The sequence below is a fragment of the Streptomyces sedi genome (assembly GCF_006335015.1).
Classification (GTDB): Bacteria; Actinomycetota; Actinomycetes; order Streptomycetales; family Streptomycetaceae; genus Streptomyces; species Streptomyces sedi.
Window position 1 is genome coordinate 179,498 of the sequence record NZ_VDGT01000010.1, and the last position, 12,204, is coordinate 191,701.

9 protein-coding genes are annotated in these 12,204 nt (G+C 72.2%); 2 read left to right on the forward strand and 7 right to left on the reverse strand.

The window, feature by feature from the left end; genetic code table 11:
• Positions 1-128: 128 nt before the first annotated feature.
• Complete coding sequence (locus FH715_RS15420; protein ID WP_246108759.1) at positions 129-1,631, reverse strand: lytic transglycosylase domain-containing protein; 1,503 nt, start codon at positions 1,629-1,631, stop codon at positions 129-131.
• A 129-nt stretch (positions 1,632-1,760) separates the two neighbouring features.
• Positions 1,761-4,463, reverse strand: a complete 2,703-nt coding sequence (gene polA / locus FH715_RS15425; RefSeq protein WP_139645571.1) for a DNA polymerase I — start codon at positions 4,461-4,463, stop codon at positions 1,761-1,763.
• A 162-nt stretch (positions 4,464-4,625) separates the two neighbouring features.
• On the opposite strand from polA, the gene FH715_RS15430 reads away from it, so the two are divergent.
• A complete protein-coding gene (locus FH715_RS15430; protein WP_139645573.1) occupies positions 4,626-6,908 on the forward strand; it encodes an FdhF/YdeP family oxidoreductase in 2,283 nt (760 codons plus the stop codon).
• Between the two features lie 20 nt (positions 6,909-6,928).
• Positions 6,929-7,465 carry a PaaI family thioesterase gene (locus tag FH715_RS15435; RefSeq protein ID WP_139645575.1) on the forward strand — a complete coding sequence of 179 codons (537 nt, stop codon included), beginning with the start codon at positions 6,929-6,931 and terminating at the stop codon, positions 7,463-7,465.
• A 22-nt stretch (positions 7,466-7,487) separates the two neighbouring features.
• Here FH715_RS15435 and FH715_RS15440 read toward each other — a convergent pair whose 3' ends face one another.
• The 5 genes from FH715_RS15440 to FH715_RS15460 form a co-directional block, all read right to left on the reverse strand.
• On the reverse strand, positions 7,488-7,712 hold the full coding sequence (locus FH715_RS15440; RefSeq protein WP_139645578.1) for a hypothetical protein: 225 nt from the start codon (positions 7,710-7,712) through the stop codon (positions 7,488-7,490).
• A gap of 165 nt (positions 7,713-7,877) precedes the next feature.
• Positions 7,878-8,642, reverse strand: a complete 765-nt coding sequence (locus FH715_RS15445) for an ABC transporter ATP-binding protein (RefSeq protein ID WP_246108767.1) — start codon at positions 8,640-8,642, stop codon at positions 7,878-7,880.
• 8 nt (positions 8,643-8,650) lie between these two features.
• On the reverse strand, positions 8,651-9,784 hold the full coding sequence (locus FH715_RS29325; protein WP_139645582.1) for an ABC transporter ATP-binding protein: 1,134 nt from the start codon (positions 9,782-9,784) through the stop codon (positions 8,651-8,653).
• A complete protein-coding gene (locus tag FH715_RS15455) occupies positions 9,781-11,220 on the reverse strand; it encodes a branched-chain amino acid ABC transporter permease (protein WP_139645584.1) in 1,440 nt (479 codons plus the stop codon). Before FH715_RS15455 ends, FH715_RS29325 begins: the two co-directional genes overlap by 4 nt.
• Positions 11,217-12,140 carry a branched-chain amino acid ABC transporter permease gene (locus tag FH715_RS15460; RefSeq protein WP_139645585.1) on the reverse strand — a complete coding sequence of 308 codons (924 nt, stop codon included), beginning with the start codon at positions 12,138-12,140 and terminating at the stop codon, positions 11,217-11,219. Before FH715_RS15460 ends, FH715_RS15455 begins: the two co-directional genes overlap by 4 nt.
• Positions 12,141-12,204: the final 64 nt, after the last annotated feature.

Here is a 12,204-nt window from a genome sequence, read left to right on the forward strand (position 1 = left end):
GGTTCGCCCCACGAGGGGCGCTATTGGGCCAAACCCGGCGCATTTTCCCCGACGGTTCGTGACCGTCCGGTGCCCGTCCGGGCCGCCGCGCCGTGCGGGACGCGGCGACCGGACGCTTTCCGGACACTTCACGCGGTGCGGCGGGTGACCGTGGCGGGGGCGTCCCCGTCCGGCGTGCCGCCGGCCTCCTCCTCGTTCTCCTCGCCCTCACCTGGCTGTTCGGGGTCGTCGGGGTTCTCCGGGTCGCCGTCCGGGTCCTCGGGGTCGGGGCACTCCCCACCCTCGTCGCCGTCCTCGCCACCCGACTCGCCGTCCTCGCCGTCCTCGCCTTCGTCACCCTCGCCCGGCTGCTCCGGGCTCCCGGGGTCGTCGGGGTTCTCCGGCTGCTCCGGGTCCTCGGGCGTCTCGTCACCGTCGCCCTCGCCGGGCTGGCCGGGCGCGTCCGGGTCCTCCGGGTCTCCCGGCGCGTCCGGGTCCTCGGGGCACTGCGGCTCGCCGGGCTCGTCGGGATCTTCCGGCTCCTCCGGGTCCTCCGGGTCACCGGGCTCATCCGGGTCACCGGGCTCATCCGGATCGCCGGGCTCATCCGGATCGCCGGGCTCGTCCGGCTCCTCCGGCACGTCCGGGTCCTCCGGCCGCTCGGGCTCGTTCTCCCCCGGGTCCGTCGGACGGACCTCGCCCTCGGACTCGGACGGCGGGCGGGAGTCGGCGCCCCCGTCCCGGTCGGGGCGCTGCGGGCGGGGGTCGCCGCCGCGGTCCTGGCGCTCCACGGGAAGGTCGGCGGCGTCCGGGTTCCCCGGGCCGGGCGAGCCGGGGAGGCTCCCCTGGCCGTCGGGCACCTCCTGGGTGCCCTCGCGGTAGAAGTCCAGCCACGAGCGGACCGTGCGGACGTAGTCCCAGGAACGGTTGTAGCTCAGCAGGGCCTGGTCGAGGTCGTCGGAGTCCGACAGGTCGCGGTTGTTGGCGCAGAGGTAGTTGCCCGCCGCGAGGGCCGCGTCGTAGACGTTGTTCGGGTCGGAGTCGCCGTCGCCGTTGCCGTCCGCGCCCCAACGCGCCCAGGTCGAGGGGATGAACTGCATCGGGCCGACGGCACGGTCGTAGCGGGCGTCGCCGTCGTAGGCACCGCCGTCGGTGTCGGAGATGTTCGCGAAGCCGTCGCCGTTGAGCACGGGGCCGAGGATCGGGTTGACCGTGGTGCCGTCGGCGGTGACGTCACCGCCCCTGGCATGACCCGACTCGACCTTGCCTATCGCGGCCAGCACCTCCCAGTCGAGGCGGCAGCCCGGATCGGTCTCCGCCACCCTGGCCGCCGCCCGGCGGTAGGCGTCGAGCACGGTGGCCGGGATGCCGGCCTCGTCGGAGAGGCGGTCGCCGCCGCCCTGCCCCTCCTCGGCGCCCTCGCCCGGCTCGACGCCGTCCAGGGGCGGAAGGTCGGTGTGGTACGGCAGCTCGACCGGCCCCCGGCTCTCCGGGGACGGCTCCTCGGCCGAGGAGCGCTCGGGCCGCTGCGGCGGCGCGCTGTCCTGGCCGAGGACGTCGGACGCCTGAGAGGCGGTCAGGGCCGCCATCGCGGCGGCGGCCACCGCCGATCCCGAGACACCCCTGCGAATCCTGCTGATGCGCAACCCCACGCCTGCTTCCCCTCGTTGACGCTCTCCCTCCGTGACCGACGACGCTAGACCACCGTTGGTTCCCGGGACGGGAACGGCGGGAGAGGGTGGTGTGACGATGTGGCGAACGTGTGCGCGTGGCGGGGGCGCTCAGTGCGCCGCGGCCTCCCAGCTCACGCCGGCGCCGACCGAGACGTCGAGGGGGGCGCGCAACTGGACCGCTCCCGCCATCTCGCGCCGCACCAACTCCTCCACGCGCTCCCGCTCGCCCGGCGCGATCTCCAGCACGATCTCGTCGTGCACCTGGAGCAGCATCCGGCTGCGCGACTCCTCCCGGGCCAGGGCCTGGTCGACGCGGAGCATGGCGACCTTGACGATGTCGGCGGCGGTGCCCTGGATCGGGGCGTTGAGCGCCATCCGCTCGGCCATCTCGCGGCGTTGGCGGTTGGTGCTGCCGAGATCCGGGAGGTAGCGGCGGCGGCCCATCAGCGTCTGCGTGTACCCCACGACCCGCGCCTCCTCGACCACCCGGTGCAGGTAGTCGCGCACGCCGCCGAAGCGCTCGAAGTAGGTGTCCATCAGCTTGCGCGCCTCGTCGGGGGCGATGGCCAGCTGCTGGGAGAGCCCGAACGCGGAGAGGCCGTAGGCCAGGCCGTAGCTCATGGCCTTGATCTTGCGGCGCATCTCCGCGTCCACCGCGTCCTTGTCCACCGAGAAGACCTGGGAGGCGACGGTGGTGTGCAGGTCCTCGCCGGAGGTGAACGCCTCGATCAGGCCCTCGTCCTCGGAGAGATGCGCCATCACCCGCAGCTCGATCTGGCTGTAGTCGGCGGTGAGCAGCGTCTCGTACCCCTCGCCGACGACGAAGCCGCCCCGGATGGCGCGCCCCTCGTCGGTGCGGACCGGGATGTTCTGGAGGTTGGGCTCGGTGGAGGAGAGACGGCCGGTGGCGGCGACCGTCTGCTGGAAGCTGGTGTGGATGCGGCCGTCGGCGGCGACCGTCTTGATCAGGCCCTCGACCGTGGTCCGCAGCCTGGCCTGCTCACGGTGGCGCAGCATGATCACCGGCAGCTCGTGCTCGGTCTGGCCGGCGAGCCAGAGCAGGGCGTCGGCGTCCGTCGTGTAGCCCGTCTTGGTCTTCTTGGTCTTGGGCAGGCCCAGCTCACCGAAGAAGACCTCCTGGAGCTGCTTGGGCGAGCCCAGGTTGAACTCGTGGCCGACGGAGGCGTGCGCCTCCTGGACCGCCTGGCGGACGGCGACCGCGAACTGCTCCTCCAGCGCCACCAGATGGGGGCGGTCGGCCGCGATGCCGGCGCGCTCCATCCTGGCCAGCAACGCGGAGACCGGCAGCTCCAGGTCGGTCAGCAGCTCGGCGGCGCCGACCTCGGCGAGCCGGCCGACGAACAGCTCCCCCAGGTCGAGGATGGTGCGGGCCTCCCGCATCAGGGTCTCGGCCTCGGCCTCGTCGTCGGCGCCGAAGGCCAACTGGCCGTTGTCCTCGGCCGGCCTGGCCAGCTCGCGGCCGAGGAACTCGACGCTCAGGCCGTCCAGAGCGAAGGAGCGCCGGCCCGGCTGGACCAGGTAGGCGGCGAGCGCGGTGTCCATGGTGACGCCGTCCACCCGCCAGCCGTGCTCGGCGAAGACCCGGAAGACCTCCTTGGCGCCGTGCAGCACCTTGGGGCGCTCGGCGTCGGCGATCCAGGCCGCGAACGCCGCCTCGTCCGCCGCGCCCAGCGCCTGCGGCTCGAACCAGGCGGCCGGCCCGTCGGCCGCCGCCAGCGCGACCGCCGCGACGGAGCCGGCGCCCAACTGCCAGCTGTCGCGCGTCGCCACGCCGAGCGGCGCGCCGGCCCTGGCCTCCAGCCAGGGCGCGAGCGCCCCCTCGGCCAGCAGCTCGCCGTCGATCTCCACGCCCTCGGCGACGGAGACCTCGCTCTCGGCGGCGCCCGGGTCGACGGAGAAGAGCCGGTCGCGAAGGTTGGCGTTGCGGAACTCCAGGGCCTCCAGCAGTCCGGTGACCGCCGCCGTGTCGAACGGCTCGCGGGCCAGCTCGGCGGGGAGGCAGCCGAGCTCGACCTCGCGGTCCAGCTCGGTGAGGACGCGGTTGAGCTTGACCGACTCGACGTGGTCGCGGAAGGACTGGCCGGCCTTGCCCTTCACCTCGTCCGCGCGGGCCACCAGGTCGTCGAGCGAGCCGAACTGGTTGATCCACTTGGCCGCCGTCTTCTCACCGACGCCGGGGATGCCGGGGAGGTTGTCCGAGGGGTCTCCGCGCAGCGCGGCGAAGTCCGGGTAACGGGCGGGCGGGAGGCCGTACTTCTCCAGGACCTTCTCCGGGGTGAAGCGGGTCAGCTCGGAGACGCCCTTGGTCGGGTAGAGAACGGTGATCTGCTCGGTGACCAGCTGGAACGCGTCCCGGTCGCCCGTGACGATGGAGACCTGGAACCCCTCCCCCGCCGCCTGGGTGGCGAGGGTGGCGATCACGTCGTCCGCCTCGAAGCCGTCCACCGCGAAGCGGCGCACCCGCATCGCGTCCAACAGCTCGCCGATCAGCTCGACCTGGCCCTTGAACTCGTCGGGCGTCGCGGAACGGGTGGCCTTGTACTCCGCGTACCGCTCGGAGCGCCAGGTCTTCCGCGAGACGTCGAAGGCGACGGCCAGATGCGTGGGCGCCTCGTCACGCAGGGTGTTGGCGAGCATCGAGGCGAACCCGTAGATCGCGTTGGTCGGCTGGCCGACGGCCGTAGTGAAGTTCTCCGCCGGAAGGGCGAAGAAGGCGCGGTAGGCCAGGGAATGCCCGTCCAACAGGAGCAGGCGGGGCGTCTGGGTGCTCTGCGATGCGTTCTCAACCACGTCGTCGATCCTGCCACGGACCACTGACACTCCTCTCCCGCCGTGGGACGATCGGGCGGACGACGGCCGTCGACGCCCGCCAGCCGCGGCCCGGCCGGACGTCGCGCCGGCCGGGCCGCGGCCGGCGGATCGGACCCCAGCGGAGTCGAGGTTGAAGCAGCGATGACAGCGAAGCCGCCCGGCGATGACCCGGTCCAGGACGCCCCCGACGTCGGCGCGCCGCGGCACGCGGCGGCCGGGCTGCCGGCCGTCGGGCACAGCCTGCGGATGGCCCAGCGGCAGATGGGGGCGCGGCGCACCGCGTTGACGCTGCTGCGCGTCAACCAGCGGGACGGGTTCGACTGTCCCGGCTGCGCGTGGCCGGAGCCCGACAAGCCGCACCGCGCCGAGTTCTGCGAGAACGGCGCGAAGGCGGTCGCCGAGGAGGCGACGCTGCGCCGGGTCACGCCCGCGTTCTTCGCCGAGCACTCGCTGGAGGAGCTGTCCGGGCGCTCCGGCTACTGGCTGGGGCAGCAGGGCCGGCTGACCGAGCCGATGTATCTCGCGGAGGGCGCGAGCCACTACCGGCCGATCGGCTGGGACGAGGCGTTCGACCTGGTCGCCGAGGAGTTGACCGCGCTGGAATCGCCGGACGAGGCCGTCTTCTACACCTCGGGGCGCACCAGCAACGAGGCGGCCTTCCTCTACCAGCTCCTCGCCCGCGAGTTCGGCACCAACAACCTGCCGGACTGCTCCAACCTCTGCCACGAGTCCTCCGGCGCGGCGCTGACGGAGACGCTGGGTGTGGGCAAGGGCAGTGTGCTCCTGGAGGACCTCTACCGGGCGGACCTGATCGTGGTCGCCGGGCAGAACCCGGGGACCAACCACCCGAGGATGCTATCGGCGTTGGAGCGGGCCAAGGCGGGGGGCGCGCGGATCATCACCGTCAACCCGCTGCCGGAGGCCGGGCTCGAACGGTTCAAGAACCCGCAGACGCCGCGCGGGCTGGTCGGCGGCGGCACGGCGTTGACCGACCTCTTCCTCCAGGTGCGGCTCGGCGGCGACCAGGCGCTCTTCCGGATGCTGAACCGGCTGATCGTCGAACGGGACGCCGTGGACCGCGCGTTCGTCGACAGCCACACCCACGGCTACGCGGAGCTGGCCGAGGCGGCGCTGGCGACCGGCTGGGAGGAGACGTTGGCGGCCACCGGGCTGGCGCGGGAGGAGATCGAGCGGGCGCTGGAGATGACGCTGGCGGCCGACAGCGTGGTGGTGTGCTGGGCGATGGGGCTGACCCAGCACCAGCACGCGGTCCCGACCATCAAGGAAGTGGTCAACTACTTGCTCCTGCGCGGCAATATCGGTCGCCCGGGCGCGGGGGTCTGTCCGGTGCGCGGGCACAGCAACGTGCAGGGCGACCGGACGATGGGCATCGTGGAGCGGCCGGGCGAGGAGTTCCTGGACGCGCTGCGCGACGAGTTCGGCTTCGAGCCGCCGCGCCACCACGGCCACGACGTGGTCAACGCGATCCGCGCGCTGCGCGACGGGCGGGCCAGGGTGTTCTTCGCGATGGGCGGGAACTTCGTGGCGGCCAGCCCGGACACCGACGTCACCGAACGGGCGATGCGGCGCGCCAGGTTGACGGTGCATGTCTCCACCAAGCTGAACCGTTCGCACTGCGTGACCGGCGCGCGGGCGCTGATCCTGCCGACGTTGGGGCGCACGGAGCGCGACGTGCGGGCGGGCGGCGAGCAGTTCGTGACCGTGGAGGACTCGATGGGGCAGGTGCACGCCTCGCGGGGCCGGCTGCGGCCCGCCTCCGACGCGCTGCTCTCCGAGCCGGCGATCGTCTGCCGGCTGGCCCGCCGGGTGCTGGGCGCGGGCAGCGCCACGCCGTGGGAGGAGTTCGAGGCCGACTACGCGGCGATCCGCGCGCGTATCGCGCGGGTGGTGCCGGGGTTCGAGGACTTCGAGACCAGGGTCGCCGCTCCGGGCGGCTTCACCCTGCCGCACGCGCCGCGCGACGAGCGGCGCTTCCCCACCGCCACGGGGCTCGCCCACTTCACGGCGGGTCCCGTGACCTACCCGAAGGTGCCCGAGGGCAGGCTGCTGCTCCAGACGCTGCGCTCGCACGACCAGTACAACACCACGATCTACGGCCTCGACGACCGCTACCGGGGGATCAGGGGCGGGCGCAGGGTGGTGCTGGTCAACCCCGGGGACGCGGCCGAACGGGGGCTGTCCGACGGCGACTTCGTCGACCTGACCAGCGAGTGGACGGACGGGACGGAACGGGTGGCGCCCGGCTTCCGGGTGGTCCACTACCCGACGGCGCCGGGCTGCGCCGCGGCGTACTACCCGGAGACCAACGTGCTGGTGCCGTTGGACGCCACGGCGGAGAGCAGCAACACGCCGGTCAGCAAGTCCGTGGTGATCCGTCTCACCCCCGGGACGCGTTGTCAGTGAGAGCTGATAGAACGGCGCCCATGGGCGAAACCAGTGACACTCTGTTCTCCCCCCACGTCGTCGACGAGTGGTCGGGGCTCGGCATCGACCTGCCGGCGCTCTTCTCCGCCGGTGACCTGGGATCCCGTATGGGCCTCGTGGTTCTGGAGGCCGGCCCCGAGCGGGTGGTGGGCACGCTGCCGGTGGAGGGGAACACCCAGCCGTACGGCCTGCTGCACGGCGGAGCCTCCGCGGTGCTCGCCGAGACGCTCGGCTCGGTGGGGGCGATGCTGCACGGCGGGCCGCACAAGATCGCGATGGGCGTCGACCTCAGCTGTACCCATCACCGACCGGTGCGCACGGGGACGATCACGGGCGTGGCGACCCCGGCGCACGCGGGCCGCACCTCCGCCACCTACGAGGTGGTGATCACCGACGACCGCGGCAAGCGCGTCTGCACGGCCCGGCTGACCTGCGCGCTGCGCCCGGCCGCCCAGCAGAACGCGGCGCCGGCGGAGGCGGATTCGGCCCCCTCGGAGGGCGAGGCGGATGGCGCGGCCGGGGGGATAGGGGTCTGAGGGGTTCGGACGGTCGCCGGGCTCAGCCGTCGGGTCGGCGGGCGTAGAGGTCGAGTCGGCTGCAGACCATGCAGCGCCAGGCGTCGATGATCCAGCGCTGCCGTCCGAACAGCTTGGCGGTGCCGAAGGCGTCGCGTTCCAGCGGCCCGGAGACCCAGCGGCCGAAGCGCGGGCGCGTGTAAGGCTGTTTTAAGAATCCCTCCTCCCAGGCGTCGCTTCCGCACTGTGCGCAGGTCCACCTGTTCATGCCCGCACGCTAGATCGTTTCGGCGGCCGTCGGACAGGGCCGGGCGGCCGGTGTGACAGCCCCGTCGAGAAACCGGGACGGTCTCGCGTTCCGGGAGCGGACGGCGGCGGGCGGTGGCCGACCCGGGGTCGGCCACCGCCCGCGCACCGCTCGCGGTCGGGCCCGTTACTCCACGGCCTCGCCCAGGTAGGCGGCGCGCACCCGGGGGTCGGAGAGCAGCGCCGGGGCGCGGTCGGCCATCACGACGGCGCCGGTCTCCAGCACATAGCCGTAGTTGGCGAGTTGGAGCGCCTGGGAGGCGTTCTGCTCGACCAGCAGCAGGGTGGTGCCCTGCTCGTTGATCTCCTTGAGGATCTCGAAGATCTGCTGGACGATCAGCGGCGCCAGCCCCATGGAGGGCTCGTCGAGCAGCAGCAGCTCCGGCTTGCCCATCAGGGCGCGGCCGATGGCCAGCATCTGCTGCTCGCCGCCGGAGAGGGTGCCGGCGACCTGCTTGCGCCGGTCGGCCAGCCGGGGGAAGAGCGTGAAGACGCGTTCCAGGTCGGCCGGATCGGGCCGACGGAGCCGGTAGGCCCCCATCTTCAGGTTCTCCAGAACGGTCATCCGGGCGAACACCCGGCGTCCCTCGGGGACATGGCCGATCCCGAAGCGCACCAGCTCGTGCGACTTGATGCCGTCGACGCGCTCGCCGCGCAGCAGCACCTCGCCGGAGCGCGGCGCCAGCATGCCGGAGGCCGCCTTGAGCGTGGTGGACTTGCCCGCGCCGTTGGCGCCGAGCAGGGCCACCACCTGCCCCTCGGGCACGGTGAGGCTGACGCCCTTGAGCGCGCCGATGGCGCCGTAGGAGACGTGCAGGTCACGCAGCTCCAGCAGCGGCGGCGGGCCGTCGGCGGCGCCGTCTCCCGCGTCCGGACGCGTGTCCTTGTCCAGGTCGGTGCTCACCCTCGGTCCTCCTCGCGCGCGGCGTCGGCGGACCGTTCGGGCCGGTCGCCCCCGCCGCTGGTCTCGCTGCTCTCCCCGGCGTCGGCCTCCGCGTCGGCGTCGGCACCGGTTCCGGCATCGCCCTCGGCGTCGGCGTCGGCGTCGGGACGCGCCGGGTCGACGGCGCCGGCCCCCGCCTCGTCGCCGTCCTCGGATGCCTCCTCGCCCTCGGACACCGCCTCGGCCTCCGCCTGGCGGGCGGCCTCCGCGTGCTCGGCCTGCTCAGCGACCAGTTCGGCGACGGCCTCGGACTCCTCGGCGTCCGTCGGGACCCCGAGGTACGCCTCCACCACGGCCGGGTCCTGCTGGACCTGGGCGGGGCTGCCCTCGGCGATCTTCTTGCCGAAGTTGAGCACCGCGACGCGGTCGGCAACCGACATCACCAGCCGCATGTCGTGCTCGATCAGCAGCACGCTGACGTCGAGTTCGGTGTTGATCCGCCGGATCAGCCGCTCCAGGTCCCGCTTCTCGGTCGGGTTGGTGCCGGCCGCCGGCTCGTCCAGGAGCAGCAGCTCAGGACGGGTGCCCAGGGCCCGCGCGATCTCCAGCCGCCGCTGCTCGCCGTAACTCAGCGAGGACGCCAGCTCGTTGATCCGGTGCTCCAGGCCGACGAACGAGAGGACCTCGTGCGCCTTCGCGTCGCTCTCCCGCTCGTCCCTGCGGGCGTTGGGCAGCCCCAGCATGATCGAGACGGGGTCGGTCTTCTGCCGGGTCTCCACCGCGATCTTGACGTTCTCCAGCACGGTCAACGCGCCGAAGAGCCGGATGTTCTGGAACGTCCTGGCCACGCCGAGACGGCTGACCTTGTGGGGCTTGCGGCCCCGCAGCTCGTGCTCGCCGCCGGCCCTCGGCCGGAAGCTGATCCGGCCCTCCTGCGGGTGGTAGGCGCCGGTCAGCGAGTTGAACAGGGAGGTCTTGCCCGCCCCGTTCGGCCCGATCACGGCCAGGATCTCGCCCCGGCCGACGCGGAGTTCCACCTCGTTGAGGCTGGTGAGGCCGCCGAAGCGGAGCGTCACCCCGGTCGCGTGCATCACGTCGTCGCCGGACGCGGGAGTCCGTGCGCCCTTCTGCCCAGTGGTCTCGGTCGTCATCCCTGCGCACCTCCCGGCTGCGCGCCCAGGGCGTCGGCCGCGCCGGTGCCCTCCTGGGACATCCGCAGCTCCCGCTGCCTGCGCCGCGAGGGCCACAGGCCCTGCGGACGGTAGATCATCATGACCACCAGCAGACCGCCCAGATACATGTAGCGGTCCTGCGGGTCGACGCTGTCCCGCAGGTACTCCGGCAGCCACACGAGGATGGCCGTGCCGAGCAGCACCCCGGGAATGGAGCCCATCCCGCCGAAGACCACGTACGACAGCGCCAGCACCGACAGCAGCACCAGGAACATCTCGGAGTTGATGAAGCCGAGCTTGCTGGCGTAGATCACGCCGGCGATGCCGGAGGTGGAGGCGCCGATGGCGAACGCCAGCAGCTTGAAGCGGACGGTGTCGACGCCGGTGGAGGCGGCGGCCACCTCGTCCTCCCGGATCGCGGTCCAGGCACGCCCGACCCGGGAGTGCTCCAGCCGCAGGAAGAGGAACAGCACGCCCACGATGAAGGCGAGTTGCAGCCAGTAGTAGGGCGCGGGGTCCAGGCCCCACTCGTAGGACCAGAAGCCCAGGTCGATCGAGAACCGGTCCGACGAGGCGCCCCGGGTGCCGCCGGTGAACTCCGTCCAGTTCTTGGCCGTCAGATAGACGATCTCGTGGAAGCCCAGGGTGACGATGGCCAGATAGTCGCCGCGCAGCCGGAGCGTCGGCGCGCCCAGCAGCAGGCCGGCGAGCAGGCAGGTGACCACCGCGACGGGGATCACCAGGAAGTTGTTCAGCTCGACGGGCGGCTCGACCGGCAGCCCGCCGGTCCAGAACGCCGCGCTGTAGGCGCCGATCGCGAAGAACGCGATGAAGCCGAGGTCCAACATGCCGGCCCAGCCGACCACCACGTTCAGGCCGATCGCGATCAGCAGGAACATGCCGATCTGGTCGACCATCACCTGCTGCCAGAAGGTGCTGACCATCAGCGGCAGCAGGATCAGCACGACCAGCAGCGCCGCCATCCCGCCCAGCTGGTAGCCGCGGTGGGTGCGGAAGAGCCCGTTCAGGGAACGCGAGCCGTCGGCCGCGCGCCGCACCAGACCGGGGAGACCTGCCGGGGGCGGGGTCTTCCCCGCCGCGCCGTCGGCGGGCGGGGCGGCCATCTCCTTGACGCGGTCCAGCAGTCCGCGCAGCCAGCCGTGGAGGAACTCCCGGACCGCCCAGATCGCCAGGAATATCCCCAGCCAGATCCAGATACCGGTGCCGGTGAAGTTCTCCTCCAGCGCGTAGAACAGGTCGTTGCGCGCGCCCTGCACGCCGGTGACCTGGGCCATCACGACCGCGGTGGTCACCATGGCGGCGAGCCGCCTGTAGCGCGGCTGCTGATACCAGGACTGCTTGCGCAGCCTCGCCGCCGACGGGGTCTTCTTCTCCGTCGTCACTCCGTGACTCATGCCGTCCTCCCCACGCGCTCACCGAGCAGACCGGTCGGGCGGAACATCAGCACCAGGACCAGCACGGCGAAGGCGCCCACATAGCGCCAGGCGTCGCTCCAGATCTCCACCGTGAACGCCTCGACCACGCCGAGCAGCAGCCCGCCGAGGACCGCGCCCCGCACGTTGCCGATCCCGCCGAGCACGGCCGCGGCGAACGCGGTGATGCCGGGCAGGAAGCCCATCGTGTACTCGACCTGGAGGTTGGTGCCGAAGAGGAACCCGGCGACACCGCCGAGGAGGCCGCCCAGCACGAAGGTGCGGGAGACGACCTTGTCGATGTCGACGCCCATCAGCGCGGCGACCTCCGGGTCCTGGGCGACCGCCCGGATGCCGGAGCCCAGCTTGGTGCGGTTCACGATGACGTCGACGGCCGCCAGCATCACCAGGGCGGTGCCGACGATCAGCAGCTGGGTCACGCTGACGCTGGTGCCGAAGACGGTGAACACCGTCTTGTTCTCGTACATGGTCGGCATGGCGATCGGGTAGCGCCCGAAGAGCTTGCCCGCCAGGTTGTAGAGGAAGAAGGACGCGCCGATCGCGGTGATCAGAAAGACCAGGCGTGGCGCGTTTCGTCTCCGCAGCGGTCGGTACGCCGCCTTTTCGAGTCCGAAGGCGATCACCCCGCCCAGGACGGCTCCCGCGGCTATGCCGAGGAGTACGTAGACGACGGACTGCGCACCGGAGGGGTCGACGGCCGGCTCGAAGATCGTGAGCGCGATCACGCCGCCGAACCCACCGGCCATGAAGACCTCGCTGTGCGCGAAGTTCAACAGCTGCAACACGCCGTAGACGAGCGTGTAGCCGATGGCGATGACGGCGTACAGGGAGCCGAGCACCAAGCCGAGGACTAGGACGTCCCAGCTATCGGAAAGGGACATGGACGGAACTTTCCTTGTGGGGACAGGCGGCGGAGGGTGGTCTCAGGCAGGCGGGGCGGCCGTG